General features: G+C 68.9%; 27 protein-coding genes and 1 riboswitch. Of the genes, 10 read left to right on the top strand and 17 right to left on the bottom strand.

What is annotated here, in order from left to right; all coding sequences use genetic code 11:
- Positions 1–62: 62 nt before the first annotated feature.
- From AB0P21_RS24335 to AB0P21_RS24320, 4 genes are read right to left on the bottom strand one after another with little or no spacing between them, the layout of a single operon-like run.
- Positions 63–1,442 carry a discoidin domain-containing protein gene (locus AB0P21_RS24335; RefSeq protein ID WP_363699440.1) on the bottom strand — a complete coding sequence of 460 codons (1,380 nt, stop codon included), beginning with the start codon at positions 1,440–1,442 and terminating at the stop codon, positions 63–65.
- Positions 1,443–1,479: 37 nt separating this feature from the next.
- Positions 1,480–2,400 (bottom strand): carbohydrate ABC transporter permease, encoded by a 921-nt coding sequence (locus tag AB0P21_RS24330; protein WP_363699439.1) that lies wholly within the window; start codon positions 2,398–2,400, stop codon positions 1,480–1,482.
- Positions 2,397–3,275 carry a sugar ABC transporter permease gene (locus AB0P21_RS24325; protein WP_363699438.1) on the bottom strand — a complete coding sequence of 293 codons (879 nt, stop codon included), beginning with the start codon at positions 3,273–3,275 and terminating at the stop codon, positions 2,397–2,399. Before AB0P21_RS24325 ends, AB0P21_RS24330 begins: the two co-directional genes overlap by 4 nt.
- A 3-nt stretch (positions 3,276–3,278) precedes the next feature.
- Positions 3,279–4,571: an extracellular solute-binding protein gene (locus AB0P21_RS24320; RefSeq protein WP_363699437.1), complete on the bottom strand. Its 1,293-nt coding sequence runs from the start codon at positions 4,569–4,571 to the stop codon at positions 3,279–3,281.
- A 96-nt stretch (positions 4,572–4,667) separates the two neighbouring features.
- Between AB0P21_RS24320 and AB0P21_RS24315 the strand changes: the two genes are divergently transcribed.
- Together AB0P21_RS24315 and AB0P21_RS24310 are read left to right on the top strand one after the other, a co-directional pair.
- Positions 4,668–5,687 carry a LacI family DNA-binding transcriptional regulator gene (locus tag AB0P21_RS24315; protein WP_363699436.1) on the top strand — a complete coding sequence of 340 codons (1,020 nt, stop codon included), beginning with the start codon at positions 4,668–4,670 and terminating at the stop codon, positions 5,685–5,687.
- 42 nt (positions 5,688–5,729) lie between these two features.
- Positions 5,730–6,899 carry a glycosyl hydrolase gene (locus tag AB0P21_RS24310; protein WP_363699435.1) on the top strand — a complete coding sequence of 390 codons (1,170 nt, stop codon included), beginning with the start codon at positions 5,730–5,732 and terminating at the stop codon, positions 6,897–6,899.
- A gap of 1 nt (position 6,900) precedes the next feature.
- Here AB0P21_RS24310 and AB0P21_RS24305 read toward each other — a convergent pair whose 3' ends face one another.
- Positions 6,901–7,626 (bottom strand): TetR/AcrR family transcriptional regulator, encoded by a 726-nt coding sequence (locus AB0P21_RS24305; protein ID WP_363699434.1) that lies wholly within the window; start codon positions 7,624–7,626, stop codon positions 6,901–6,903.
- A gap of 110 nt (positions 7,627–7,736) precedes the next feature.
- Here AB0P21_RS24305 and AB0P21_RS24300 point away from each other — a divergent pair, with 110 nt between their 5' ends.
- The 3 genes from AB0P21_RS24300 to AB0P21_RS24290 are packed head-to-tail and all read left to right on the top strand — an operon-like array spanning position 7,737 to position 11,376.
- The gene (locus AB0P21_RS24300; RefSeq protein ID WP_363699433.1) at positions 7,737–8,177 is read left to right on the top strand and encodes a hypothetical protein; all 441 of its coding nucleotides are present in this window, start codon (positions 7,737–7,739) and stop codon (positions 8,175–8,177) included.
- Positions 8,174–8,923: an ABC transporter ATP-binding protein gene (locus tag AB0P21_RS24295; RefSeq protein ID WP_363699432.1), complete on the top strand. Its 750-nt coding sequence runs from the start codon at positions 8,174–8,176 to the stop codon at positions 8,921–8,923. The genes AB0P21_RS24300 and AB0P21_RS24295 overlap by 4 nt, the downstream gene beginning before the upstream one ends.
- Positions 8,920–11,376 carry an ABC transporter permease gene (locus AB0P21_RS24290; RefSeq protein WP_363699431.1) on the top strand — a complete coding sequence of 819 codons (2,457 nt, stop codon included), beginning with the start codon at positions 8,920–8,922 and terminating at the stop codon, positions 11,374–11,376. The genes AB0P21_RS24295 and AB0P21_RS24290 overlap by 4 nt, the downstream gene beginning before the upstream one ends.
- Here AB0P21_RS24290 and AB0P21_RS24285 read toward each other — a convergent pair.
- Positions 11,357–11,851, bottom strand: coding sequence for an SseB family protein (locus AB0P21_RS24285; protein ID WP_363699430.1), 495 nt, complete (start codon positions 11,849–11,851; stop codon positions 11,357–11,359). The two genes, AB0P21_RS24290 and AB0P21_RS24285, sit on opposite strands and share 20 nt — an antisense overlap.
- A gap of 99 nt (positions 11,852–11,950) precedes the next feature.
- Here AB0P21_RS24285 and AB0P21_RS24280 point away from each other — a divergent pair, with 99 nt between their 5' ends.
- Both AB0P21_RS24280 and AB0P21_RS24275 read left to right on the top strand, forming a co-directional pair.
- Positions 11,951–12,469 (top strand): hypothetical protein, encoded by a 519-nt coding sequence (locus tag AB0P21_RS24280; protein ID WP_363699429.1) that lies wholly within the window; start codon positions 11,951–11,953, stop codon positions 12,467–12,469.
- Complete coding sequence (locus AB0P21_RS24275; RefSeq protein WP_363699428.1) at positions 12,456–13,136, top strand: AAA family ATPase; 681 nt, start codon at positions 12,456–12,458, stop codon at positions 13,134–13,136. Before AB0P21_RS24280 ends, AB0P21_RS24275 begins: the two co-directional genes overlap by 14 nt.
- Here the strand turns inward: AB0P21_RS24275 and AB0P21_RS24270 are convergent.
- Positions 13,105–13,578 carry a group II truncated hemoglobin gene (locus tag AB0P21_RS24270; RefSeq protein ID WP_363699427.1) on the bottom strand — a complete coding sequence of 158 codons (474 nt, stop codon included), beginning with the start codon at positions 13,576–13,578 and terminating at the stop codon, positions 13,105–13,107. The genes AB0P21_RS24275 and AB0P21_RS24270 overlap by 32 nt on opposite strands.
- Before the next feature lie 70 nt (positions 13,579–13,648).
- Between AB0P21_RS24270 and AB0P21_RS24265 the strand changes: the two genes are divergently transcribed.
- On the top strand, positions 13,649–14,539 hold the full coding sequence (locus tag AB0P21_RS24265) for an aldose 1-epimerase family protein (RefSeq protein WP_363699426.1): 891 nt from the start codon (positions 13,649–13,651) through the stop codon (positions 14,537–14,539).
- Here the strand turns inward: AB0P21_RS24265 and AB0P21_RS24260 are convergent.
- The 4 genes from AB0P21_RS24260 to AB0P21_RS24245 all read right to left on the bottom strand — a co-directional run bounded on the left by AB0P21_RS24260 (position 14,536) and on the right by AB0P21_RS24245 (position 17,183).
- Positions 14,536–14,985: a PH domain-containing protein gene (locus tag AB0P21_RS24260; protein WP_363699425.1), complete on the bottom strand. Its 450-nt coding sequence runs from the start codon at positions 14,983–14,985 to the stop codon at positions 14,536–14,538. The genes AB0P21_RS24265 and AB0P21_RS24260 overlap by 4 nt on opposite strands.
- 4 nt (positions 14,986–14,989) lie before the next feature.
- A complete protein-coding gene (gene hisG / locus AB0P21_RS24255) occupies positions 14,990–15,835 on the bottom strand; it encodes an ATP phosphoribosyltransferase (protein ID WP_363699424.1) in 846 nt (281 codons plus the stop codon).
- Between the two features lie 45 nt (positions 15,836–15,880).
- Entirely contained in the window at positions 15,881–16,144 is a 264-nt protein-coding gene (locus AB0P21_RS24250; RefSeq protein ID WP_363699423.1) for a phosphoribosyl-ATP diphosphatase, read from the bottom strand.
- Between the two features lie 67 nt (positions 16,145–16,211).
- Complete coding sequence (locus AB0P21_RS24245; protein WP_363699422.1) at positions 16,212–17,183, bottom strand: WYL domain-containing protein; 972 nt, start codon at positions 17,181–17,183, stop codon at positions 16,212–16,214.
- A 61-nt stretch (positions 17,184–17,244) separates the two neighbouring features.
- On the opposite strand from AB0P21_RS24245, the gene AB0P21_RS24240 reads away from it, so the two are divergent.
- Entirely contained in the window at positions 17,245–18,213 is a 969-nt protein-coding gene (locus tag AB0P21_RS24240) for a hypothetical protein (protein ID WP_363699421.1), read from the top strand.
- On the opposite strand, the gene ribH is transcribed toward AB0P21_RS24240, so the two are convergent.
- The 5 genes from ribH to ribD are packed head-to-tail and all read right to left on the bottom strand — an operon-like array spanning position 18,210 to position 22,251.
- On the bottom strand, positions 18,210–18,680 hold the full coding sequence (gene ribH / locus AB0P21_RS24235) for a 6,7-dimethyl-8-ribityllumazine synthase (RefSeq protein WP_363699420.1): 471 nt from the start codon (positions 18,678–18,680) through the stop codon (positions 18,210–18,212). The two genes, AB0P21_RS24240 and ribH, sit on opposite strands and share 4 nt — an antisense overlap.
- Complete coding sequence (locus tag AB0P21_RS24230; RefSeq protein WP_363699419.1) at positions 18,680–19,936, bottom strand: bifunctional 3,4-dihydroxy-2-butanone-4-phosphate synthase/GTP cyclohydrolase II; 1,257 nt, start codon at positions 19,934–19,936, stop codon at positions 18,680–18,682. The genes ribH and AB0P21_RS24230 overlap by 1 nt, the downstream gene beginning before the upstream one ends.
- Positions 19,937–19,939: 3 nt before the next feature.
- A complete protein-coding gene (pnuC, locus tag AB0P21_RS24225) occupies positions 19,940–20,617 on the bottom strand; it encodes a nicotinamide riboside transporter PnuC (protein WP_363699418.1) in 678 nt (225 codons plus the stop codon).
- Complete coding sequence (locus AB0P21_RS24220) at positions 20,614–21,222, bottom strand: riboflavin synthase (RefSeq protein WP_363699417.1); 609 nt, start codon at positions 21,220–21,222, stop codon at positions 20,614–20,616. Before AB0P21_RS24220 ends, pnuC begins: the two co-directional genes overlap by 4 nt.
- Positions 21,223–22,251 carry a bifunctional diaminohydroxyphosphoribosylaminopyrimidine deaminase/5-amino-6-(5-phosphoribosylamino)uracil reductase RibD gene (ribD, locus tag AB0P21_RS24215; RefSeq protein ID WP_363699416.1) on the bottom strand — a complete coding sequence of 343 codons (1,029 nt, stop codon included), beginning with the start codon at positions 22,249–22,251 and terminating at the stop codon, positions 21,223–21,225.
- Positions 22,252–22,373: 122 nt separating this feature from the next.
- Positions 22,374–22,507, bottom strand: a riboswitch (FMN riboswitch).
- Positions 22,508–23,318: 811 nt separating this feature from the next.
- Between ribD and AB0P21_RS24210 the strand changes: the two genes are divergently transcribed.
- Positions 23,319–23,525 carry a CGNR zinc finger domain-containing protein gene (locus AB0P21_RS24210; protein WP_363699486.1) on the top strand — a complete coding sequence of 69 codons (207 nt, stop codon included), beginning with the start codon at positions 23,319–23,321 and terminating at the stop codon, positions 23,523–23,525.
- Here the strand turns inward: AB0P21_RS24210 and AB0P21_RS24205 are convergent.
- A complete protein-coding gene (locus AB0P21_RS24205; RefSeq protein WP_363699415.1) occupies positions 23,514–24,968 on the bottom strand; it encodes a protein kinase in 1,455 nt (484 codons plus the stop codon). The genes AB0P21_RS24210 and AB0P21_RS24205 overlap by 12 nt on opposite strands.
- Positions 24,969–25,036 lie beyond the last annotated feature (68 nt).

Below are 25,036 nucleotides of genomic sequence, written 5' to 3'. Positions count from 1 at the left end.
CCTAGCGCCGGAGAAGGCCTGAGCGGCCCAGCAGGAAAGGGGCTGAGCCGCTCAGGGGACTGCTAGGCGAAGACCTTCAGCTCGTAGATGCGGGCTGCGGGGTCGGTGCCTTGGGTCGGGGTGGTGATGTTGAGCCGGATGTAGCGGGCGGTGACGCCGGCGACCGAGTGGGTCGTGACGGCCGCGGTGTTGGCGGTCACCGTAGCGCGGGTGGTCCAGGTCGTGCCATTGGTGGAGGTCTGGACCGTGAACGCGCGGGTGTTGAACGAGGCCGCTTCGCCGCCGGCCGCGGCGTGCGAGAGCTCGACCGATCCGAGCGGCTGCGAGGAGCCGAGGTCGACCTGCAGGTACTTCGTCGTGGCGAGTGAGCAGAACTTGTCGGCGTTGCCACCCGAGACGCTGCCGTTGACTGCCTTGGCCGGGCCCTCGGTGGTCGCGCAGGCAGCCGATCCAGTGGCCGGCTTGTTCAGAGCGAGGTTGACCGGGCCGGTGGAACCGCCTGACATCGCGGACGTCATCTCGCGCGCCCACTGCCACGGTGCCGCAGTACCGCCTGGGTCGGAGTTGAAGTACTCCCAGCCGTCCACGCCACCGAAGGTCGGGTACTTCGCGACCAGCGCCGCCAGCGTGTTCTTCAGGGTCGGCAGGGCGACGTAGCCGCCGCAGTTGGCGGAGTTGGTCACCACACCGGCCACCACTTTGGCGGGAGTGAACAGGCCGCGGTTGATGATGTTGTCGTACCCGGTGGTGTTCGCCATCGAGCCCCAGCCGCAGTAGAACTGCGCGTTGTACCAGTCGATCTTCGCGCCGCGGTCACGCTCGAGCGTCTCGTAGTTGAAGCCGGACAGGTTGCCGCCACCGCTCAACGCGGTCGCGACCGGCGCCAGCGTGATGATGAAGCCGGTGCCGAAGTCGGTGGTCAGCTGGTCGACCAGCCGGTTGATGCCGGCCTGCGACATGTTCTCCTCGACGTCCAGGTCGAGACCGTCCAGCCCGTACGTCGTGACCAGGCTCTTCAGCCGCGGGTAGTACTTCGCGAACTCGGTGTCGAGCCGCTGGAAACTGCCCTGCGCCGCGCCGCCGACGAAGGCCGAGACCTTGACGCCCTTGGCCTGCATCGCGTGCAGGTCGGCCCACATCTGGGTGAACTTGGCGGCTTCGGGCGGATCGTCGTTGAGGTGCACGGTGTCGGTGTTGAGGTGGATCGCGCCGACCAGCACGTTGGTGACGCCGGTGACGTTGTCGGTCATCGCCTTGGGCGAGACGTAGGTCCCGTTGAGGTACTGCGTCTGGTAGTAGACGACGACCCGTTTGCTGTCGGCCGTCGGACCGGCGTGGGCTGCTGGTGCGGTCAGGGTGGCGGCACCGAGGACGGCGGCAGCCACACAGGTGATTGCCTTACGCAACCAAGGGAAGGAAGGAAAGAGCGGGCTGGGGGACATGTCGGACTCCTTGCAATGGGCGGATTGCAATGGGTACTTACCCCTTCACGGCGCCCTCCTCGACGCCCTTGAAGAAGAATCGCTGGCAGACCGCGAACACGATCACGATCGGGATGAAGGCGATCATGGTGCCGGCCGCGATCAGCCGGGGGTTGTTGCTGAAGGTGCCGGACAGGTACTGCAGCCCGACGGTCAGGGTGTACTTGTCCGGGTCGGTCAGCACGATCAGCGGCCAGAGGAAGTCGTCCCAGGCGCCGATGAAGGCGAAGATCGCCACCACGCTGATCGTCCCGCGCACCGACGGCAGCCCGATGTAGAGCAGCCGCTGCCAGACGTTCGCGCCGTCGACCACCGCGGCCTGGTCCACCTCGACCGGCAGCGAGCGGAACGCGTTGTACATCAGCAGCACGTTCAGCGCGCCGATCATGCCCGGCAGCGCGACCCCGAACAGGGTGTTCGCCAGACCCAGCTCCCGCACCGTCACGTACTGCGAAATGATCGTGACCTCGCCAGGCAGCACCAGGGTCGCCAGGAACAGCCCGAGCACGATCTTGCGGAACCGGAACTCCAGCCGGGACAACGCGAAGCCGGCCAGCGTCGAGCCGACGATGTTGCCGCCGACCACCAGTACGGCGACCTGCAGCGAGTTGCGCATGTAGTCCCACACCGGGATGGTGTCGGCCACCTCCCCGTAGTGCGAGAAGGTCGGCTGGGACGGCAGCAACCGCGGGATCCGGGTGTAGATGTCCTCCCCCGAACCCTTCAGTGAGGTGGACAGCTGCCACAGGAACGGGCCGATCGTGATCAGCAGCACGAACGCCAGCAGCAGGTACCGGACCACCTTCTCGGTCGGCGAGACGGAGTTGAAGCCGAGGGTGCTGCGGCGGCGCCGGCGGGGCGGAGTACCGGGGTCGTCGGGTACTGCGACCGGCCGGGCCGGGTCGGTCACGATGCTCATGCGTCCGCCGCCTTCTTGTTCAGCCGGGCCAGCGCCAGCATCGGGACCACGGTGACGAAGAACAGCACGATCGACAGCGCGGAGGCGTAGCCGAGGTTGCCCTCGAAGCCCTGGCTGTACTGCTGGATCAGCATCACCACCGAGTTGTCCCGGCCACCCGGACCGCCCTTCCCACCACTCAGGATGAACAGCTCGGAGAAGACCCGCAGCGCCGACACGGCGATCAGGATCGAGATCAGGATCATCGTCCCGCGCACGCCCGGGATGGTGATGTTGGTGAACCGGCGGAACGCCGAGGCGCCGTCCACCGCGGCCGCTTCGTGCAGCTCGCGGCCGACGTTCCCGAGGGCGGCCAGGTAGATGATCATGTAGTACCCGAGGCCCTTCCAGATCGTCAGGCTGATCGCGCTGAACAGCAGCAGCCACTGGTCACTGAGGAACGGCAGCGGCCCGGAGATCACGCCGAGCTTCTCGGCCAGCCCGTTGACCAGGCCGCGGTCGTCCAGGATCCACTGCCAGATCAGCGCCACCACCACGGCCGAGGCGACCACCGGGGTGTAGAAAGCCGTCCGGAAGAAGGTGATTCCGGGCAGCTTCTTCTCCACCAGCACGGCGAGCAGCAGCGGCAGGATGGTCAGGAACGGCAGACAGACCACCATGTAGATGACGCTGTTCAGCAGCGCCCAGCGCAACTGCTCGTCGTGCAGCAGGGCCTCGAAGTTCTTCAGCCCGACGAAGGTGCCGCCGCCGATCGGTTTGGCGTTGGTGAACGACAGGATGACGGTGTTGATCGACGGCCAGAGGTTGAACACCAGCAACCAGGTGAGGGCCGGGACGACCAGCACCCAGGGCGTGAACCAGCGGTGGTAGCGCATCGATCAGGACGCGAGCAGCTGGTTGGCCTTGGCCACCGCGGCGTCGAGAGCTGCCTTGGACGTCACCTTGCCGGAGATCGCGAGCGAGATCTGCTGGTTGATGAAGTCGTTGGTGGCCCCGCTGATCACGGCCGGCTGCAGCGCCTTGGCCTTGGCCAGCGACTCGAACGCGAGCACCTTGGCGTCGGACTCCGGCGTACCGTCGGACTTGGAGAAGTACGGGTCCTGCGCGGAGGCCTTGGTGGACGGGAAGATGTTGACGATCTTCGCGAACGCGGCCTGGTTCTCGGCGTTGGTGACGAAGCGGGCCAGCGCGATCGCGGCCGCCTGGTTCTTGGTCTTGGCCGAGACCGACAGGCCCTGCACGTACAGCGGCGGAGTGTCGAGCGCCGGCGACGGGACGACCTTGCCCTTCAGCGAGGGGTTGTCCTTCTGCATGTCGACGATCGCGTTGCCGCCGCCGGTGGTCCAGGCGACCTTGTTCTGGGTGAAGAGCTTGGAGTTGCCCAGGTACTCCTGGGTCAGGATGTCGCGCGGCAGGTAGCCGGCCTTGTAGGCGGCGGCGTACTTGTCCAGCAGCGCGACGGCCTCGGGGGTGTTGAAGGTGAACGACTTGCCGTCGTCGGAGAGCACCTTGACGCCGGCGTTGGTGAAGTCGCCGATGCCGGGCAGGCGGCTCATCATGTACTCCTTGCCGCCCGACTTGTCGTGCATCACCTTGGCGGCCGCGAGCAGCTCGTCGAAGGTCTTCGGCGGGTTCTTCGCGTCCAGGCCGACGGCCGCGAACTTGGTCGCGTTCCAGTAGTCGATGTCGGTGTTCAGGTACCACGGGTAGCCGAAGGTGCCGTCCTGCCCCTGGTACTTGTACGCCGCGACGCCGCCCTCGACGTACTCCTCGGCGATCTTCGGGTCGGCCGCGCCGACGTCGAGCAGCATGTTCTGCTTGGCCAGCGGCAGCGCGAAGTCCGGCGGCAGGTTGACCACGTCGGGCAGTTGGCCGGCCGAGGCCTGGCTCAGCACCTTCTTGTCGTAGCCGTCACCGGGCTGGTCCAGCCAGGTCACCTTGGTCCCGGGGTACTTCGCCTCGAAGGCCTTGACCACCCCTTCGACGTACGACGTGAACTTGGGCTTGAGCGCCCAGGTCTGGAAGCTCACCTCGCCCGTCACCTGCGCGTTGGCGTCGACGGTCGGCTTGCTGCCCGACGACGTGTCGTCGGCGGAACCGAGGCCACAACCAGCGAGAGTGAGGGCGGCGACAGCGAGCGCTGCCACCCCGGTCAGACGACGACTACGCATGGAATTCTCCTGAGGTGATAAACCGGTATAGCTCCTGCACTATCCACATCGTAGAATCCGCTGTCAAGGGGACGTACAGGTGAGGGAGGGGCTCCGATGGCACGACCGACGATCGCGGACATCGCCGACAAGGCCGGCGTCAGCAAGGGTGCGGTGTCGTTCGCGCTGAACGGGCGGCCCGGGGTCAGCGACGCGACCAGGGCCAGGATCCTGCAGATCGCCGAGCAGATGAGCTGGCGGCCGCACAGCGCCGCCCGCGCGCTGGGCGCCTCCCGGGTCGACTCCGTCGGGCTGGTGATCGCCCGGCCGGCCCGCACGCTGGGGGTCGAGCCGTTCTTCGCCCATCTGGTCTCCGGGCTGCAGTCCGGGCTGTCCGCGCGCTCGATCTCGCTGCAGTTGCTGATCGTCGAGGACACCGAGGCCGAGATCGAGGTCTACAAGCGCTGGGCGTCCGAGCACCGGGTGGACGGCGTGATCCTGGTCGACCTGACCGTGAAGGACCCGCGGATCGACGCGCTCCGGGCGCTCGAACTGCCCGCCGTCGTGATCGGCGGCCGCGGCGGCAAGGGCGCACTCGCCTCCGTCTGGGCCGACGACCGCGACGCGATGCTCGCGATCGTGGACTACCTCGCCGCGCTCGGCCACCGCCGGATCGCCCACGTCGCCGGTACGCCGAACTTCCAGCACACGCAGCGCCGGATCCGCGCCGTCCGCGACGCCGCACCCCGGCTCGGGCTGATCGACGCCCCCTCACTCACCACCGACTTCAGCGATGCCGAGGGCGCCGCCACCACCCGCAAACTGCTCTCCCAGTCCCACCGCCCGACCGCGATCGTCTACGACTCCGACGTGATGGCAGTGGCCGGCCTGGGCGTCGCGATGGAGATGGGCGTCTCGGTCCCCGGCGACCTGTCCATCGTCGCCTTCGACGACTCGATCCTGACCCAGCTGATGCACCCCGCCCTGACCGCGCTCTCCCGGGACACCTTCGAGTTCGGCCGCCAGGCCGCCGAGGTGCTGCTGGACGTGATCGCCGACCCGGCCACGATGATCAACCTGCGCACCGCCGACCCGGTGCTGACCGTCCGCGAGTCCACCGCTCCCCCGGCGCACTGACCTGACTGGCGGTTTTTGCTAAACCGATTTAGCATCGTCGGCATGCTCTCGGATCCCGCCACGCCCAGGTTCGGCGCGAACTACGTCCCGTCGTCCGGGTGGTTCTACAGCTGGCTCGACTACGACCCGGCGGCGGTCCGCCGCGACCTCGCCGACCTGGCCGGGCTCGGCCTGGACCACGTCCGGGTGTTCCCGATCTGGCCCTGGATCCAGCCGAACCGGGCGATCATCCGCGAGCGCGCGATCGACGACCTGCTGGACCTGATCGACGCCGCCGCCGAGCACGGCCTGACCGTTGCGGTCGACCTGATCCAGGGACACCTGTCCAGCTTCGACTTCCTGCCGTCGTGGACGTTGACCTGGCACCGCAGCAGCCTGTTCGAGAGCGAGACGGTCCGCGACGGCCTGACCACGTACGTCGACGCGGTGGCCCGCGCGGTCGCCACCAAGCCGAACGTCTTCGCGATCACCCTGGGCAACGAGGTCAACAACCTCTGGCCGGACAGCTCGACCACCCCGGAAGCCTCCACCCGCTGGGCCCAAGACCTGCTGCTCACCGTGAAGAAGGCCGCGCCGGAGGTCCTCGCGCTGCACTCGCTGTTCGACGACGCCTGGTACAAGTCCGACCACCCGTTCCTCCCGGCCGATGTCGTCGACCTGGGTGAGCTGAGCACCGTCCACTCGTGGGTGTTCAACGGCGTTTCCCGGGTGGACGGCCCGCTCGGCCCGGCGACGCTGACCCACGCGGACTACCTGGTCGAGCTGGCGGCCGCGACTTCACTGGACAGTTCACGACCTGTCTGGCTGCAGGAGATCGGCGTACCGGGTCCGGACATCCCGGTGGAGCTCCAAGCGGAGTTCACCCGGCGTACGGTCGAGTTGGTGGTCTACAACCCAGCGCTGTGGGGCATCACCTGGTGGTCGTCGCACGACATCGATCGCCGGCTGCTCGACTTCCCGGACCGCGAGTACGACCTGGGTCTCTTCACCGTCGACCACCAGCGCAAGCCTGCCGCGCAGGCGCTTGCCGACGTGATCGCCGAGGTCCGCGCCAACGGCGTGGAGCCCCGACCAGCCAGCAGCCTCGAGGCAGCCATCACCCCCCGTACGCAACCAGATCGCCGCGCGGAGCTGGCTCCAGGCAGCCCCTTCCACCTCGCCTGGACCCAGGCACGGGCCGCCGGGCCCGTCCGGATCATCCTGCCCGGCTGAGCTACTCCTGCCGGTCGATCAACACCTGGATGCCGTCCAGGATGCGATCCAAGCCGAAGTCGAAGTCGTCGTCGAGGGTGTCCTCGTACTCCTGGTTCGTGTACATCGCGAAGATCCGGTCATAACCGGCCGCCTGCAACCGCGGTACCAGGAACTCGCCGACGGCGGCCGACTCGACCGGAGCCGAGTCGCTGGCTCCCAACTGGCGAGCGAGGCTCGCGTAGCTGCGCGCATAGCCGTCGAAGAGCAACGCGCACCCCAGTGCGTCGTGCTGGCTCAAGCCGGTATCGGCCATCACCTCCAGCAGGGTCTCCAGCCAGTGCAGCAAGTTGGGCGTGGCCGGCGCCCCTCGGATGGGCACCTCCAGCAACCACGGGCGGTCGGCGTACCGGTCGACCTGGGCCTTCACCCACGCCCTGCCGCCGGACCGCCAGTCAGGCGCAGCCGAGATGTGCGCCGGTGCGCGACCCCAGGCCTTCTCGGCGACGAGCACGATCAGCTCGTCCTTGGAGCTGACGTAGCGGTAGAGCGCGTTGGTGCTGACCCCGAGTCGCGCCGCGATCTTCTGCAGCGAGATCGCCTCGAAGCCCTGGCTGTCGCCGAACTCGATCCCGGTGGCCACGATCTGGTCGACCGTGAAGGCCGGCTTCGGTCCCCGCCGCTGCACCGGCAGCACACCCCAGGCCAACGCGAGGCCGGGCGGGAGCTGCACCGGCGGGTCAGTCATGCCCCCATCCTTCCGTACCGGGCGCCTCGTTCGCAGTAGGCCTAGATCTACCCTCGAAACGGGTTCCAGGACCATCCAGCCATAACTGTTCAATCCCTACGCTTTTTCTCATGAACACACTCCAGGCAACCCTCGGCCCGCTGCTATCCCCCGACGAGCAGGAACTCAGCCCAGCCGACCGACAGTCGGCCCACACCAAGATCGACAGCGCGGCCCGCCAGGGCGTGCTGTCCGCCCCGCAGGCCGCCGACCGGCACCTGATGCTCGATGACGCGCACCGACGCGGCCAGCTCCGGGAGGTGCTGGCCGGGCTGCACGACGCAGTACCGCCGAACCCGCTGACGCTCGCCTTGCGGGTCGCCACGGTCGGCTGGTTGGCAGTCTGCGCGATCCAGTTCGTGATCTGGCTGGCGCTTGCGGTCTTCGGGCACCTCGACTGGCCCTGGTGGCTGTGGTCCGACGTCGGTCTCGGCCTCGGCGTCGCGATCCTCTGGTGGGCCAACGAGTCCTACCACCGCAAGTCCCAGCTCGACCCGCAGGTCCTGCGATGACCGCCCCCGTCCAGCTGACCGACGTACGGAAGGTCTACGGAGCCGGGCCCGGCGCGGTCACCGCGCTGGGCGGGGTCAGCCACACGTTTGCCGAAGGCACCTTCACCGCGGTGATGGGCCCGTCCGGCTCCGGCAAGAGCACGCTGCTGCACTGCGCCGCCGGCCTGGACGAGCCGTCATCGGGCGAGGTCCACCTCGCCGGTACTCCGTTGCGCGGCCTCGACGAGACCGCCCTGACCGAGCTTCGCCGCGAGCACGTCGCCTTCGTCTTCCAGGCGTTCAACCTGATGCCCGCGCTGACCGTGCGGCAGAACATCGTCCTGCCGCTGACGCTGGCCGGCCGCGCACCGGACGAGACCTGGGTCGCCGACGTGATCCAGCGGGTCGGCCTGACCGAGCGAGTCGGGCACCGCCCGAGCGAACTGTCCGGCGGTCAGCAGCAACGGGTCGCGATCGCTCGTGCGCTGGCCGGCTCGGCGGCGGTCCTGTTCGCGGACGAGCCGACCGGCGCGCTGGACTCCCAGACGGCGACGGAGGTGCTGGCGCTGCTCCGCGACCAGTCCCGCGCCGCGGGCCAGACCATCGTGATGGTCACCCACGATCCGGTCGCCGCCTCGTACGCCGACAACCTGCTCTTTCTGGTCGACGGCCGGATCGTCTCCACCTCCCCGGCCCGCACCCCCGAATCGATCGCCACCGAACTCACCGACCTCGCCCGCCTCACCACCACGGGGAGACCACGATGATCCGGCTAGCCCTCTCCAGCCTGCGGTTCCGCACCGCGGCCTTCCTCGCGATCTTCGTCGCGGTGGTGCTCGGCAGTTCGCTGATCTCCGCCGCCGGCGGCCTCCTCGAGACCGGTCTGCGCTTGAACGCCTCGCCCCAACGCCTGGCAGCCGCTCCGATCGTCGTCACCGGCCGTCCCGCCTACCACCCGACGAACGGCTCCGGCTCCGTCGCGTACCCCGAGCGCCACGGCGTCGACCCCACTCTGGTCGCCAAGCTCGCCACCACTCCAGGCGTCGCCAAAGCCGTCCCCGACGTCTCCTTCCCCGCAGTGCTTGCTCCCGGCAAGGACACGCTCATCGGCCACGCCTGGACCTCGGCCGCACTCACGCCGTACAAGCTCACCACCGGTACTGCGCCCGCCACCGGCCAGGTCGTCCTAGACCAACGCCTCGCCGGCAGCGCCAAACCAGGCGACCAGCTCAACGTCATCGTCAGCGGAACCAGCCGCGAGTTCGTCCTCGCCGGACTCGCCGCACCCCAGCGCGACGTCGACGTCCCCTCCATCTTCTTCGCCCCAGCCGACTCCCCCGCCCGCGTCGACGCGATCGGCGTCTTCCCGACCCCTGGTACGGCGCCCGCCGACCTCGCCAAGCGACTCGACCTCCCCGCGGGCGTCTCCGCCCTGACCGGCGACGATCGCGGCGCGGCCGAGTTCGCCGGGATCGCGACGAGCCTCCCGCTGATCATCCTGTCCGGCGTCTTCGGCGGCATGGTCGCGGTGGTGCTGGCCCTGGTGGTCTCCGCGACCATCGGCCTGTCGGTCCGGCAACGCCGCCGCGAACTGGCTCTGCTGCGAGCCAGCGGCGCGACCCCTGACCAGGTCCACAAGATGGTCGTGGCCGAGACGATGCTGGTGGCGGTCGTCGCGCTGACCGCCGGCCTGCTCCTGGGCGGCCCGATGGGGCGCTGGATCTTCGGCCTGCTGAACAGCAACGGCGTGGTCCCGGCGGCGCTGCGCTTCGACCAAGGTCCGCTGCCGTACGCCGGTGCCGCGGTGCTGACGCTGGTCATTCTGCGGCTGACAGTCGGTTTCGCCGCCGGCCGCGCGGCCCGGATCCGCCCGATCCAGGCGCTGACGGAGGCTGCCGTACCGCCGGTCGCGATCAGCCGGGTCCGGCTGATCATCGGTGCGGTGTTCGCCGCGGCCACGGTCGGAGTCGGCCTCTCGACGATCTTCATGAGCCCCACCAACGCCGCCGCGATCGGCGGACCGGCTGTGCTCACCGGGTCGATCGCGGTCGCTGTCCTCGGCCCGTTGGTGATCCGCACGATGCTCACCGGCCGGGTCACCGCCTTCCTCGAACGCCGGGCCGGAACCACCGGCGTGCTCGCCGCGATCAACCTCCGGGTCCGGGCCGTGCAGTTCGCGGCGATCCTGGTCCCGATCACGCTGGCGACAGCGATTGCTCTGGGCAACATCTACTCGCAGACCACGCAGCAGAAGGCGGCCGTCGAGGCGTACACGGACAACCTCGCCGCCAGCACGGTCATCACCAGCGACACCGGCGGCATCCCGGCCGGACTGTTCGACCAGGTCCGCAGTACGCCGGGAGTCACGGCGGCCTCGGAGCTGGTCCGGAGCAAGGGCTGGATCGAGGAGCCGTACGACACCACTCACACCAGCGACCCCTGGCCGTTGCTCGGACTGAACGGCCCTGTCTACAAGGGGAGAGCCCGATCAGGATCGCTGGAGCAACTGACCGGAGACACGGTCGCGCTGCCTCCTGGCGCGGCCAAGCACCTCAAGGTCGGAGTCGGCGACCAACTCGGCATCCGGCTGGGCGACGACACGCTGGTCAAGGTGAAGATCGTCGCGCTGGTCGACGGCACCTCGGGGTACGAGTCGATCTTGTTGCCCTCGGCACTGCTGGCCGCGCACACCACGGCCGGGTTGCCGAGCCAGATCGTGCTGACCACGAAGGAGCCCAGGGCAATCGACCTGCAGAAGTGGCCCGGGACAACCATCGGCGACCGCGACCTGCTGTCGGCCGAGTACGACGCCGGGCTCGGGATCGACGCGTGGATCAGCTATCTGCTCGCCGCGATCGCGATCGCCTACACCGCGATCGCCTCGATCAACACGATCGCCGTCGCGGTGCTGGACCGGCGACGGGAGTTCGGGCTGCAGCGGCTGACCGGCTCGACCCGCCGGCAGGTCAGCAAGATGCTCTACCTGGAGAATCTGGTGATCGCGGCCTTCGGACTCGTCCTGGGGCTGGTCGCGGCCGCGTTCAGCATCTTCCCGATCGCGATCGCGACCCGCGGCTGGCCGATCCCGTCCGGACCGATCTGGCTACTGCTCGGCTGGATCGTGCTCGTCCTGCTCCTGGTCCTGCCGGTCACCGGGATCGCCGGCCGTCTGGCGATGCGTCCCAAGCCGATGGACGCGGTCAACTCTCCGGCTGGCTGATCCACCCGTAGCCGCCGTCCTCCAGCTTGATCACCTGGAGGCCGGCGGCAAGACGGCGTACATCATCCGTCTCCAGTACTGCGGGCGCAGGCCCCGCCACGTCGAGCACGATCGCGGCCGCGCCTTCCTGGATCGCGGCGGTCGCGACCAGTTGCGACTGCGCCGGCATCGGGCGTGCCTCCGGGCTCCAGAGCGCGAGGCTCTCGGTGCTCGTGAAGGCGAGCAACGCGTTCCGCCCGTCCTGGCCCCGCAGCAGCGCGACGGCCATGTCCGAGGTCTTGTCGTGCGCCAGCCCGCGTTCGTCGTACTCGACCTCGCCGAGCATCGCGACCACCGGCACCAGCAGCCGGGCCTTGGTCAGCGCCGCCAGGATCGCGCCCTGGTCCCGCGCGGTCAGCGCCTGGCTGAGCGCGACGTCGGCCGAGCCGTCGTCGTCGTCGAATCCGGTGAAAGCGAGACGCCGTTCTGGTTGCACGGGCCCATTCTCCGCTCAGCCGTCCCGGGGTCCGGTTTCAGGGTGGGGTCAGGGCCTTTCCCCTCTTGGTTCCCGGCGCAGGTGTGCGAGCCTGGACAGGTGCCTGACTTCAACGATCTGACGCTGCTGCCGTTCTGTGTCGGCCTCACCCTGCTCGGCCTGATCGGGTCCTGGGCCGCCTGGCGGCGCCGCGGACTCGCTTCCGGGGTCCGTGGCGTGGCTTGGTCGCTGCTTCCCGTCTCGCTGTACCTGACCGGGCTGCTCGAGCTGATCTGGGACGTGGTGAAGTCCGTCAGCAGCTGGGTCACGCACCTGATCTTCTCCCCGACCGTATGGGCCGGCGTGGCGCTGTTCGGCGTCTCGGTGGTGCTCTACGTCGTCTCCGGTGTGGCCAAGGGCCGCGGCGGGAACAGGGAGAAGGCCAGTCAGCCCCAAACGGCCACCCGGCCGGCCTCTGACGCGATCGGCGAACTGACCGCCGGCGGCCCCCCGCCGGCCAGTGCCGGTCGCCCCGCGAAGACCCCGAAGCCTGCCAAGGCCCCCAAGGCAGCGAAGGGTCAGGATTCGTCGGAGTTCGACGAGATCGAGGACATCCTGAAGCGCCATGGAATCAACTAATCGCCTGACCAGCGAGACCCCTCAGACCACTGCACCCCTGACGATCGACAGCCTGCTCGAGCACGTCCAGGCAGCGCCTGCCCGGCTCGGCAGAACCCGGCTGATCAGCATCGACGGCCCGGCGGGATCCGGGAAGAGCACCCTGGCCGACCGCATCGCCGCGCGTGCGGAGGCGCGCGGCCTGCACACCCGGGTACTGCACATGGACGACCTGTACGACGGCTGGGACGGCGCCGTACGAGGCTTCGCCCTGCTCCGCGACCACGTGCTGACCCGGCTCGCCGACGGCCGCGAGGGCCGGTACCGCCGCTACGACTGGAACGCGAACGCGTACGCCGAACTGCACCTGGTGCCGGCCACCATCGAGTTGCTGATCGTCGAGGGCGTCACCTCGGCCGACCGTGACGCCGACGCGTGGCAGTCGCTCAAGATCTGGATCGAGACCAGCAACGAGGTCCGGCTCGACCGTGGGATCGAGCGCGACGGCGAGGCGCTGCGCGACCACTGGCTGGACTGGATGCGCTGGGAGCGCGACCACTTCGCCGCCGAGAACACCCGCGCCCGCGCGAATCTCGTGGTCGACGGCAATCCCGCAGTACCGCATGATCCTGAGCTGGAGCTGATCGCCAGCTCGGTCAACTGGGCGAACGACTCGGCGGCGTCGTGACCAACCCGTCCCAGGACCACCGCGGGATGCTCAGCCCAGCCGGTACGTCGTCCGCCGACCCGTGGTACCGGCTCAGCGTCTCGTTGGTCGACCAGGCGAAGTAGTCGTGCAGCACGCCGCGCAGCCGATCGTCCGCGGCCAGCCCGGTGTCGACCAGCGCCTGATCGAAGCAAGCGATCGCCAGCCGATCCATCTCCTCGTGCGGCCCGTTGCCGCTGTGCATCCGGACCACAGCGGTCTCGGTGCCGCCGAGCTGCGTGAACGCCGGCGGCCCGCCGAGCGCCTCGGACCAGTACGCCGCCAGCCGGGTGGTGTGCTCCGGATGGAATCCGTGGCTGAACGCATGGCTCACCACCTCGTCGGCCAGCACCCGCTCGTGCCACGCGTGCGCCAGTCGTTGCATCCCGTCGGCCCCGCCCGCGGCCTCGTACACCGTCTCCATGCGCCCCAGGCTGTCAGCCGACCCGCGAACCTGCCAAGACCCTGCTCCGGGCGTGAGCAAGGATGGGCTCATGAGCGTTCTTCCGTCAGGTGAGCAATGGACCATTCAGGCCGGGGAGTACTCCGGGACCGTGGTGAGCGTGGGAGGTGGCCTCCGCGGTCTCTCGTACGCCGGGCGCGACGTGCTGATCGGGTACCCCGAGGACCAACCCGCCAGAGCCGGGATCGGGCAGCACCTGTTCCCGTGGCCGAACCGGATCACCGACGGCAAGTACACCTTCCAAGGCGTCGACCAGCAGCTCTACCTGACCGAGCCCGCCCGCAGCAACGCGATCCACGGCCTGACCCGCTGGGCCAACTGGGCGCGACTGGACGACGGCAGCGACGCGGCGTACGTCGAGGTCGGCTACCGGCTGCACGGGCAACCGGGGTACCCGCACCAGCTGGCCCTGACCCTCGCCTACCAGCTCGACCCGACCAACGGTTTAAGCGTCACGGCCCGCGCGATCAACGTGGGGACCGGCGATGCGCCGTACGGGTACGGCACGCATCCCTATCTGACCGTCGGGCGGCAGATCGACGAGTGCGAGCTGGAGTTCACGGCCGACAGCTGGCTCGAGGTGACGCCGGATCGGCTGAGCCCGGTCGGTCTGCGGACGGTCGCCGATTCGCCGTACGACTTCGGGCAGGCGCGCAAGCTGCAGGACCTCGACATCGACAACGCGTTCACGCACCTGCCGGCGACCTGGGAGGTCAGGCTGACCGACCCGGCGACGGGCAACTCGGCGCGGCTGATCAGCGACACCCGCTGGATGCAGCTCTACACCGCGAACGCGCTGGACCGGGTCGGGTTGGCGGTGGAGCCGATGACGTGTCCGCCGGACGCCTTCGTGAGCGGCGACGACCTGGTGGTCCTGAAGCCTGGTGACGAGCACGTCACCAGCTTCCGGGTCAGTATCTAGTCTGCTTGACCCGCGCCGTGGGAGCGGGCGACGGCGGCCAGTTCCTTGGCCGCCTTGCCCGCTCGCGCGCCTTCCGACGCCTGCACCGCGAGCACGCCGAGACGGTTGCCCTCGGCATCGAACAGCTGCAGCCACGGGTCACCCGAGCGGAACCGCAGGCCCTTCACGTCGTTCCAGTCGTACTTGTACGTGCGGAACACGTTCCGTACCTTCAGCGAGTCCTCGTACGCCGTGACGCGCACCGTCGCCATCCGGTACAGCAGATAGAGCACGGTCCCGAAGAACGCCAGCAGGGTGACTCGCTGGAACAAGGTGAAGGTGCCCCGCGCGTCGTCCGACAGCTGGAACCAGATCACCCCGAAGACGGCGACGATCGACACCGCCATCGCGCCGGCCATCATCGCGATCGCCCACGGGTGGAACGTCCACAACGTCTTCGGGGCCATCGCGTCAGATCCGGCAGGCGTGGATGTCCGTAGTGAGGATGGCACGCGCCCCGACCTCCCAGAGTTGGTCCATGATCCGCTGTGCGTCGGCTCGCAGCACCATCACCCGGACGGCGACCCAGCCTTCGCGATGCAGCGGCGAGACGGTCGGCGACTCGAGTCCCGGCGCGACCGCGTTCGCGGCCTCCACCGCCTCGGCGCGGATGTCGTAGTCCATCATCACGTAGTTGCGCGCGACCAGGACGCCTTCCAGCCGGCGGACCAACTGCTCCAGCCCGGCCGGCTGCTCGACGCCGTGCCGGCGGATCAGCACGGCCTCGGACTTGAGGATCACGTCGCCGAACACCTCCAGGCCGGCCTGGCGCAGCGTCGTACCGGTCTCGACCACGTCGGCGATCACGTCGGCCACACCGAGCTGGACCGCCGACTCGACCGCGCCGTCCAGCTTGACCACGGAGGCGTCCACGTCGTTCTCGGCCAGGTGGTCCTTGAGGATGCCCGCGAAGGAGGTGGCGATCCGCTTGCCCTGCAGGTCCTTGACCGACTGCGCGACGCCCGGCCGGCCGGCGAACCGGAAGGTCGAGCCGCCGAAGCCGAGCTCCAGGATGGTGTCGGCGTCGGCGTGCGAGTCGAGCACCAGGTCGCGGCCGGAGATGCCGACGTCGAGGGTGCCCTCGCCGACGTACACGGCGATGTCGCGCGGGCGCAGGTAGTAGAACTCGACCCCGTTGTCCGGGTCGGTCAGCGACAGGTCCTTGGTGGTCCGGCGCTGCCGGTAGCCGGCCTCGGCCAGGATGGAGGTGGCGGCCTCGCTCAGCGAGCCCTTGTTGGGTACTGCGACGCGCAGCATGGGAAGGCCAATCTGTGAGATGTGAACCGGGTCTGCAGTGCGCTCCTACAGATGTCGGTACACGTCGTCGAGGCTCAGGCCCAGCGCGTGCATCATCACCTGCGCGTGGTAGAGGAGCTGGCTCAGCTCCTCCGCGGCCCGGTCCTTGCCCTCGTGCTCGGCGGCCATCCAGGACTCGGCGGCCTCCTCGACCAGCTTCTTGCCGATCGTGTGCACGCCGGCATCCAGCGCTGCCACCGTGCCGGAGCCTTCCGGTCGGGTCAGTGCCTTCTCGCCCAGCTCGGCGAAGAGTTCGTCAAAGGTCTTCATCGCGGCCCCAGCCTAGAGGGCGGCCTGTGCGAGGTTGCGTTCAGGTCTCGTTCCCCGGACTTCCGGGTCAGGAATACAGCGCCGTGACGGTCCCGGCCAGGCGCTTCAGCTCTGCTCGCAGCTCGGGCGGCTCGATGACCTCCAGCAGGTCGCCGAAGCGGATCAGCTGGGTCGCGGCGTTGCCGATCGACTCGATCGGTACGGCAACCGTGATGCTGCCGTCCTCGGCCGGCTCCGCGCCGGTGTCGCTGACCGCCTTCAACAGCAAGGTCGCGGACAGATCGGCCAACCGCGCGACCAACTGAGGCGCGATCCGCACCACCGCCTCGCCGGTGAACCGCTGCTCCTCGAAGCGATCCAGATGCTGCTGCCAGAACTTGGCCAGATCGAACCCGTCGGGCCGGCTGAACGCCTCCTCGGTCGGCGCGAGCTGCAGGATGTTGGAGACCCGGTACGTCCGCACTCCCCCGGGCGTCGCGGCGACGACGTACCAACTGCCGTTCTTCAGCACCAGCCCGTACGGCTCGAGCGTCCGCTCCACCTCGCGCGGCGCCTCCCAGCGCCGGTAGATCACCTTGATCCGGCGATCCTCGAGCACCGCCGACGCGACCGACGACAGGTACGGCGAATCCTCCGCGTCCCGGTACCACGCGGGCATGTCGAGGTGGAACCGGTTCTTCAGCCTGCCTGCGCGATCACGTTGGTCCGGCGCCAACGCGGCGAGCAGCTTCAGCTCGGCCGCACTCGTCTGCTCGGTCAGCCCCAGCGCGGCCGCCGGTCCAGGCATTCCGACCAGGAAGAGCGCGGCCGCCTCGCCTTCGTTCAGCCCGGTGAGCTTGGTCCGGTACCCGTCGACCAGGCGATACCCGCCGGCCCGCCCTTGGTCGGCGTACACCGGGACTCCGGCGGCAGCGAGCGCCTCGACGTCGCGGTAGATGGTCCGCAGCGAGACCTCGAGCTCCTCGGCCAGCTCCCGCGCGGTCAGTTGGCGGCGCGTCTGGAGCAGCAACAGGATCTGCAGCAGCCGGCTCGAACGCATGTTCCGAGGTTAGCGCCGAACACTGCCACTCGCTGTCAGGTTTAGGCGGCAGGCTCGTTCCATGAGCACATTCACCAAGGAAACCGCCGACTTCGACTTCCTCAACGGGCACTTCGACGTCCGGCACCGGACGCTGAACAAGGTCTTCGTCGGCAGTGACGACTGGCAGGAGTACGCCGGGACCTGCAGCGCGCAGACCTTCTTCGACGGCGCGATCAGCATCGACGAGATGCAGTTCCCGGCCAAGGCGTCGTACGGGCTGTCGCTGCGGTTGTTTGACCCTTCCACCAAGGAATGGACCATCTACTGGGTCAGCAGCACGACGATGGAGCTGCAGCCGCCGGTGCGCGGCCGCTGGTCCGAGGACGGCACGTCGTGCTGGCTGACCGGCGAGGAGGAGCTGGACGGCAAGCCGATCCTGGTCAGCTACGCCTGGTCCGACGTCACCGAGACGACGGCGCACTGGGAGCAGTCCTTCTCCGACGACGGCGGCGAGACGTGGGAGGTCAACTGGCAGATGGACTTCACCCGTCGCGACACCGCGCCGCCGCGGGTCGACACTCCCAAGCTGACCAGCGACTTCGACTTCCTGGTCGGCGAATGGGACATGCTGAACGAGCGTCGCCGGCCGGCGCTGGGCGAGCCGGCCGAGTGGTACGAGGTGCCGTCGAAGATGAAGGTGACCACGTACTTCGACGGCGCGATCAGCTTCGACGAGGGCTGGTTCCCGACCGAGGGCTTCCGGGGTGCGACGTTCCGGCTGTTCAACCCCAAGTCCAAGACCTGGTCGATCCACTGGATCAACAGCCTGCGCGGCCAGCTGGAGTCACCGGTGATCGGTTCCTTCGCCGACGACGGTCAAGGCATCTTCGAGGGCCCGGACGTCTGGGAGGGGCAGCCCATCGACGTCCGCTTCGTCTGGACGCCCGGCGCTCAGCAGGCCTCCTGGGAGCAACTCTTCTCCACCGACAACGGCCGGTCCTGGCACAGCAACTGGAAGATGCGCCACACCAGGACCAGCAACGGCTAAAGAGCGCGGGTCGCGACCAATGTGGCAAGGGCTGCTTGGGTGGACTCGTAGCCCTTGTCCTCGCGACTGTCCGGCAGCCCGGCCCGGTCCAATGCCTGCGGATCGTTGTCGCAGGTGAGCAGACCGAACCCAACCGGTACGCCGGTGTCGACCGACACCCGCATCAGCCCGTCGGTCGCCGCCTGGCACACGTACTCGAAGTGCGGAGTGTCGCCACGAATAACGACGCCCAGGGCAACAACCGCGTCGTACCCGCCCTTGGCCGCGTGCAACGCCGCGACCGGCAACTCGAACGAGCCGGGAACGCGAATCACCTTGTAGTCGGTGACACCGGAGTCGGCCAGCGCCCGCTCGGCGCCGGCGACCAGCGAATCGGTCACCTTCGGGTGCCACTGCGCCGCGATGACCGCGACCCGGACTCCCTCAGCCTGCGGGATTTCGATGGTGGGTGCTCCGCTCCCCGACATCAGAGGGCTCCGTTCTCGTCAGTGCCGGTCGGCAGGTGCTCGTCCTGACCGTCCGGCAGGTGGTGACCCATCCGGTCACGCTTGGTCCGTAGGTACCGCAGGTTGTGCTCGGTCGGGTCGATCGAGATCCCGCGCCGCTCGACCACGTCGATGCCGTAGCGCTGAACGCCCGACATCTTGGCCGGGTTGTTCGTCAGCAGCTTCACCGAGGTGATCCCCAGGTCGGCCAGGATCTGCGCGCCGGTGCCGTAGTCGCGGGCGTCCGCGGGCAGCCCGAGATCCAGGTTCGCGTCGACCGTGTCGCGGCCGGCGTCCTGCAACTCGTACGCCTGCAGCTTGTGCAGCAGCCCGATCCCCCGGCCCTCGTGCCCACGCAGGTAGACGACGACGCCACCCTCGGCCGCGACCTGACGCATCGCCTCGTCGAGCTGCGGGCCACAGTCACATCGCAGCGAGCCGAAGACGTCGCCCGTCAGGCATTCCGAGTGCAGCCGGACGAGCGTCGGCCCGTCGCCGAGCTCACCGCGCACCAGCGCCAGTTGCTCGGTCCCGTCGATCGTGTTCCGGTAGCCGTGCGCGATGAAGTCGCCGTACTGCGTCGGCAGCGTCGTGGTCGCGACCCGCTTGATCTGGGTCTCGGTCCGCCGCCGGTACTGGATCAGGTCTTCGATCGAGACGAGAACCAGGCCGTGTTCATCGGCGAAGGTGCGCAGATCCTCGCCCTGCTTCATGGTCCCGTCGTCGTTCACCAGTTCGGCGATCACCGCGGACGGCCGCAGCCCCGCGAGCCGGGCCAGGTCGAGTGACGCCTCGGTGTGCCCGGGCCGTACGAGCACGCCGCCTTCCCTGGCACGCAGCGGGAAGATGTGCCCCGGCTGCACCAGGTCGTACGACTCCGACGCGGAGTCGGCCAGCACCCGGATCGTCCGGGCCCGGTCGGCCGCCGAGATGCCGGTCGTCACGTTGTCGCGGGCATCGACCGAGATCGTGTACGCCGTCCGCAGCCGCTCCCGGTTGTGCGGCGTCATCAACGGAATGCCGAGCCGGTCCAGCTCGGCCGCCTCCATCGGGACGCAGACCACCCCGGAGCTGTAGCGGATCAGGAACGCCAGCAGCTCCGGCGTCGCCTTGGAGGCCGCGAAGACCAGGTCGCCCTCGTTCTCGCGGTCCTCGTCGTCCACCACGATCACCGGCCGCCCCGCCCGGATCTCGTCGATCGCATGCTCGATCGTGTCGAGCTTCAGTACCTCGCCCATCGGTCAGCCCACCGTTACTGGCTCAGGAGTGGCCGCAGCCGTCTCGCGATTCTGGATCCGCCACCACGACGCGAATCCGAGGACACAGAAGAGCCCGTAGACGACGTACATCGCCGCGGACGGGTAGAACTTCGCCTGCACCAGCAGCGGTACGCCGACCACGTCCACGGCGATCCAGATCAGCCAGAACTCGACGAACCCGCGCGCCATCCCGTACGTCGCCAGGATGGAACCGGTCAGGATCCACGCGTCCCACTGCGGTCCCCACGATCCGAGCGCCTTCAGCACCGGGTACGCGATCGCGTACAGGACGACGGCCGCACCGAGCAGCTCGAGCCGCTGCCGGGTGGTCGCCCAGCGAGGCTGTACTCCGGTCGCCGCGCCCGCGTGGCGGGTCTGGTACCAGCGGTACCAGCCGTAGAGGCTGACCAGCGCGAAGAAGACCTGGCGTCCGGCCTGGCCCCACAGATCCTTGTCCTGCGGGGTGTCGAACAACCCGCCGACGAAGACCGTGAACAGCAGGACGTTGCCGATGATGCCGACCGGCCAGGCCGCCACCAGCCGGCGCATGCCGAACAGCGCGCTGCCCAGCCCGAAGACGTTGCCGACGATCTCGCGGACCAGCACCGGCGAGCTGCCGATCGTGACCTGCGAGTGCAGCAACCAGTCGAAGACGTTCATTCGGTGCCTCCATTCTGGAGCAGACGCTCGACGTACTTGGCGATCACGTCGACCTCGAGGTTGACGGTGTCGCCGACCTTGTTGCCGCCGAGCACGGTCAGCTCGAGCGTGGTCGGGATCAGGCTGATCCCGAAGGTTCCGGTGGAGTCGTCCACATCGGTGACCGTGAGCGAGACCCCGTCGACGGCGATCGAACCCTTCTCCGCGACGTACTTGAGGATCTCCGGCGCAGTGGCGATCCGGACGAGCTCCCAGTGCTCGGCGGGCTCGCGGCTCGCGATCGTGCCGACACCGTCGACATGCCCCTGGACGATGTGACCGCCGAGCCGGGCGTGCGCGGTGACCGCGCGCTCCAGGTTGACCTTCGACCCCTTCTCGGCGCCGCCGAGGCTGGTCCGCAGCAGGGTCTCGCGCATCACGTCCGCGGTGAAGGTGCCGTCGCCGTGCTCGATCACCGTGAGGCAACAGCCGTTCACCGAGATCGAGTCGCCGTGACCGGCGTCCTCGGTCACCTTCGGGCCGCGAATGGTGAGCCGGGCGGCGTCGCCGTCCAGCAGGTCCAGGGACTCGACCGTGCCGAGCTCCTCGATGATTCCGGTGAACATCTACTTGCCTCCCAGCGGAGTAAGGGTGAGCCGGACGTCGTCGCCGAGGCGGGTGACGTCCGCAAGGTTGAAGCGTCGGAGGTGGTCGATAGATTCCGCGCCCAGGTCGCCGATCGCGGCGAAGCCCGAACCGAGGAACGCCGGCGCGACGTACGCGATGATCTGGTCGACCAGTCCGGCACGCAGGAACGCGGCGGCCAGCGTCGGGCCGCCCTCGAGCCAGAGGTGCCGTTTCTGGTGGTCGTCCAGCTGGCGCAGTACCTCGGCGGGGTCGTGCGTCGGGAGCAGCAGCGTCTCGGCGCGGTCGTTGCGCACCTTGGCCGTCTTCGGGATCTCGCGATCGCCGACGACGACCCGCAGCGGCTGCCTGGCAGCGGGCTTGTCCTGCTCGTCCCGAACGGTCAACTCGGGGTCGTCGGTGAGCACGGTCTGGGTGCCGACCGCGATCGCGTCGCACTCGGCCCGCAGCCGGTGCACGTCAGCGCGGGCGAGCGGCCCGGTGATCCACTTGCTCGACCGGTCCTTCGCCGCCGAGCGGCCGTCGAGAGTGGTGGCGAACTTCCAGGTGACGAACGGCCGGCCCTGGCGCACGCTGTGCAGCCAGACGTGATTCACGGCTTTGGCTTCGTCCTGAAGAATCCCTTGCTCAACCCGGATGTCCTTGGCGGCAAGCTTCTCGGCGCCACCCGCCGCCTGCTTGTTCGGATCCGGTACGGCGTACACGACCCGCGCGACGCCGGCCGCGATCAGGGCATCCGCACACGGCCCGGTCCGGCCGGTGTGGTTGCACGGCTCCAGCGTCACGTACGCCGTACCGCCGCGAGCCCGGTCGCCCGCCATCCGCAGCGCCTCGACCTCAGCGTGCGGACCACCCGGGTAGGCGTGGAATCCCTCACCGACCGGATGACCGTCGCGCCCGGTGATGACACAGCCGACGACCGGATTCGGATGGGTGCTGCCGACACCCCGCGCGGCGAGCTCGACGGCACGACGCATCCAGGCGATGTCGATCGGCGAAGCGTTCTTCACTGACAGGTCCCTCGTTGTCACGGACGCACCACCGGGGCCATGACAACCGGCGCACGCGCGGACCCGTCGCTCGGAAAACGGCTCGCTTCAGCCGCGTCCGGACGTCGGAGCGCAAACGCCGATCGCGTGCGCCTCCCATCCGGACTTTCACCGTCGGTCCTGGAATTCCACCAGGTCAACCGGCCGAGATGTTGCTTCGACCGGGTCGCGGACTGTAACCGCCGGCTCGGAATTACACCGACCCCGGAGCACGCGAGTGGGTTTCACTCGTACTTGAAGTGTGCCACGGCGGAGAAATCACGCTAGGGGGTGGGTCACATCGTGGTACGGGGTGTTGGCTCACTCGTGCTCGGTGTTGCGGCTTGGGTGTTGTGCCGGCCCGGACCGGTCGCGGGGTGCGCGGGTTGGTAGCTGATCCGCTGTTCCCCGGGCTGGTGCGTCGCCCCACCCGTGCTCAGGTCTCGGCTTGAGCGTTGTGCCCACCCGAACCACTCGCGGGGTGCGCGGGTTGGTAGCTGATCCGCTGTTCCCCGGGCTGGTGCGTCGCCCCACCCGTACTCAGGTCTCGGCTTGAGCGTTGTGCCCACCCGAACCACACGCGGGGTACGCGGGTTGCTAGCTGATCCGCCATTCCCCGAGCCGGTGCCTCGCCCCACCCGTACTCAGGTCTCGGCTTGAGCGTTGTGCCCACCCGAACCACACGCGGGGTACGCGAGTTGGCAGCTGATCCGCTGTTCCCCGGGCTGGTGCCTCGCCCCATCCGAACCACTCGTGGGGTACGCGAGTTGCTAGCTGATCCGCTATCCCCGGGCCGGTGCCTAGCCCACCCGAACTCACATCCCGGGTGGAGCGTTGCGCCCACCCGAACCGCTTGCGAGGTACGCGGGTTGCTAGCTGATCCGCCATTCCCCGGGCTAGTGCCTCGGCCCACCCGTACACGCGTCTCGGGCTGGAGCGTTGTGCCCACTCGGACCACAGAGGTGTCGGCCACGCTGCGTGCCGGAGCCGGATTGCTACGTCGGTCGCCGCGGTGCAGGCGACGCGATGCAGGCGCGCTGGGCTGGGCAATGCGGGGTGGGTGGGTTGGGTCGACGCGGCGTCGAGGGGGCGAGGGGGCGAGGGAGCGAGGGAGCGAGGGAGCGAGGGGGCAGTGTGAAGATCCCACCTGCACGCTGCTTTTCGTGGACAGCAGTCGCAGTCACCGGCGGCGGTGGTGCTCGATGGATCGCTGCGGGGCTCGGTCGAAGATGCGTACGTTGCGGTCAGCGCAGTAGGAGGTAGAGCGCGCTTGCGAGGAGTGCTGCCGCACCGCCGAAGCTGGCAACTGCAAGCCAGAACAGACCGCCTCGTCGAGGCTGACCTACTCGCTGGGCCCGCGCAGGCTCGGCGACGAACGTAGGTCCGGCGGGTGCCGCGCTGGAGCCGGGTGCAGCGGATGCCGGACTGAGGCCGGGTACAACGGAGGCTGCGCGGGAGCCGGGTGCGACGGAGGCTGCGCGGGAGCCGGGTGCGACGGAGGCTGCACTTGAGCCCGGTGTAACGGAGGCTGCACTCGAGCCCGGTGCGGCGGAGGTGATCGATGCGGATGCGGCGAGACCCACAGGCGACGCAGCGGCGGCGCCAGAGCCAGTCAAAGTACGCGCGGCAGAGCCGGTCGAGGGTGGAACTGCAGAACCGGCAGCCGTGGATGCCGCAGGGGTGGACGACGTGGATGCGGCAGGTGTGGACGCCGTAGGTCCGACCGGGCCAGTTGAGGTACTCGCAGCCGGGGCGGACGCTGTCGGTCCGGCCGACCCGGTCGAAGTACTCGCAGCCGGGGCGGACGCCGTGGGTCCGGCCGGGCCAGTCGAGGGGCGCACAGCAGGACCATTGGGCTCCCAGCCAGCCGGGAGCGGCGGGAGTTGGTCGAAGACTTCGGGTGGGTCTGACTGATCGGTCCATGGAGTCACGCCAGGACGCGGAATCAGGTCGGTCTTGGCGAGCAGCCGGCCAGCAGCGGCCGCGGACTCGGGGCGGGCCGCCGGGTCCTTCTCGGTGAGTAGGCGGATCAAATCCCAGAGGGCGTCGTCAGACTCGCCTGCGGGGAGGCTGCCGTAGATACTCGGGCGGTCGCCGGTGAGGAGCTCGGCGGCTACGGCGCCGACCGTGTAGAGGTCTTGCCGGGGATCGGGATCGGCTCCTGCCAACTGCTCCGGCGCGATGTAGCCGGGAGTACCGAGGACTGTGCTGTGGCGGGTCATGCGGGGCTCGTCGAGGAGGCCGGCGATACCGAAGTCGGACAGGCGCAGCCGCGGGGTCGCCGTACCGGTTGCGTCGAGCAAGAGATTGGCCGGCTTCAGATCTCGGTGCACGATCCCGGCGGCGTGGACCGCGGACAGGCCGTGCAGCAACTGATCGACCAGCACCGCGACGTACGACGCCGGCAATGGGCCGTGATCACCGAGCAAGGTGGCGACCGATCCGCCTCGGACCAGGTCCATGGCGAAGACGACCTTGTCGTCATCTGCGGCCCAGCCATGCGGTGCGACCACGTGTGGATGGTCAATGCGCAGCGACTGCTCTCGCACGAATCTCAGCAGCGTCGCCGCGTCGTGCTGGCCGAGCACCTTCGCCGCGACGTACCCGTGGCGCCGGAGATCCCACGCTCGCCAGACCGACCCCATCCCGCCGGTCCCGACGAGATCGATCAGCCTGTACCGCCCCGCGAACGCCTCCACCCGCAAGAAGGTACCGGAGGAAGCGTCCGGCTGCGGGTGGCGCAGCCGGACGCAACTGGCGGGAATCA

The organism is Kribbella sp. NPDC056861, from assembly GCF_040687575.1.
Lineage (GTDB): Bacteria > Actinomycetota > Actinomycetes > Propionibacteriales > Kribbellaceae > Kribbella.
This window is presented reverse-complemented; position numbering and strand designations above follow the sequence as displayed.

Excerpts from the sequence above, each read along its gene's own strand:
- AB0P21_RS24335 (WP_363699440.1), bottom strand. The coding sequence starts at position 1,442 with ATGTCCCCCAGCCCGCTCTTTCCTTCCTTCCCTTGGTTGCGTAAGGCA.
- AB0P21_RS24330 (WP_363699439.1), bottom strand. The coding sequence starts at position 2,400 with ATGAGCATCGTGACCGACCCGGCCCGGCCGGTCGCAGTACCCGACGAC.
- AB0P21_RS24325 (WP_363699438.1), bottom strand. The coding sequence starts at position 3,275 with ATGCGCTACCACCGCTGGTTCACGCCCTGGGTGCTGGTCGTCCCGGCC.
- AB0P21_RS24320 (WP_363699437.1), bottom strand. The coding sequence starts at position 4,571 with ATGCGTAGTCGTCGTCTGACCGGGGTGGCAGCGCTCGCTGTCGCCGCC.
- AB0P21_RS24315 (WP_363699436.1), top strand. The coding sequence starts at position 4,668 with ATGGCACGACCGACGATCGCGGACATCGCCGACAAGGCCGGCGTCAGC.
- AB0P21_RS24310 (WP_363699435.1), top strand. The coding sequence starts at position 5,730 with ATGCTCTCGGATCCCGCCACGCCCAGGTTCGGCGCGAACTACGTCCCG.
- AB0P21_RS24305 (WP_363699434.1), bottom strand. The coding sequence starts at position 7,626 with ATGACTGACCCGCCGGTGCAGCTCCCGCCCGGCCTCGCGTTGGCCTGG.
- AB0P21_RS24300 (WP_363699433.1), top strand. The coding sequence starts at position 7,737 with ATGAACACACTCCAGGCAACCCTCGGCCCGCTGCTATCCCCCGACGAG.
- AB0P21_RS24295 (WP_363699432.1), top strand. The coding sequence starts at position 8,174 with ATGACCGCCCCCGTCCAGCTGACCGACGTACGGAAGGTCTACGGAGCC.
- AB0P21_RS24290 (WP_363699431.1), top strand. The coding sequence starts at position 8,920 with ATGATCCGGCTAGCCCTCTCCAGCCTGCGGTTCCGCACCGCGGCCTTC.
- AB0P21_RS24275 (WP_363699428.1), top strand. The coding sequence starts at position 12,456 with ATGGAATCAACTAATCGCCTGACCAGCGAGACCCCTCAGACCACTGCA.
- AB0P21_RS24270 (WP_363699427.1), bottom strand. The coding sequence starts at position 13,578 with ATGGAGACGGTGTACGAGGCCGCGGGCGGGGCCGACGGGATGCAACGA.
- AB0P21_RS24265 (WP_363699426.1), top strand. The coding sequence starts at position 13,649 with ATGAGCGTTCTTCCGTCAGGTGAGCAATGGACCATTCAGGCCGGGGAG.
- AB0P21_RS24260 (WP_363699425.1), bottom strand. The coding sequence starts at position 14,985 with ATGGCCCCGAAGACGTTGTGGACGTTCCACCCGTGGGCGATCGCGATG.
- hisG (WP_363699424.1), bottom strand. The coding sequence starts at position 15,835 with ATGCTGCGCGTCGCAGTACCCAACAAGGGCTCGCTGAGCGAGGCCGCC.
- AB0P21_RS24250 (WP_363699423.1), bottom strand. The coding sequence starts at position 16,144 with ATGAAGACCTTTGACGAACTCTTCGCCGAGCTGGGCGAGAAGGCACTG.
- AB0P21_RS24245 (WP_363699422.1), bottom strand. The coding sequence starts at position 17,183 with ATGCGTTCGAGCCGGCTGCTGCAGATCCTGTTGCTGCTCCAGACGCGC.
- AB0P21_RS24240 (WP_363699421.1), top strand. The coding sequence starts at position 17,245 with ATGAGCACATTCACCAAGGAAACCGCCGACTTCGACTTCCTCAACGGG.
- ribH (WP_363699420.1), bottom strand. The coding sequence starts at position 18,680 with ATGTCGGGGAGCGGAGCACCCACCATCGAAATCCCGCAGGCTGAGGGA.
- AB0P21_RS24230 (WP_363699419.1), bottom strand. The coding sequence starts at position 19,936 with ATGGGCGAGGTACTGAAGCTCGACACGATCGAGCATGCGATCGACGAG.
- pnuC (WP_363699418.1), bottom strand. The coding sequence starts at position 20,617 with ATGAACGTCTTCGACTGGTTGCTGCACTCGCAGGTCACGATCGGCAGC.
- AB0P21_RS24220 (WP_363699417.1), bottom strand. The coding sequence starts at position 21,222 with ATGTTCACCGGAATCATCGAGGAGCTCGGCACGGTCGAGTCCCTGGAC.
- AB0P21_RS24210 (WP_363699486.1), top strand. The coding sequence starts at position 23,319 with ATGCGGGGTGGGTGGGTTGGGTCGACGCGGCGTCGAGGGGGCGAGGGG.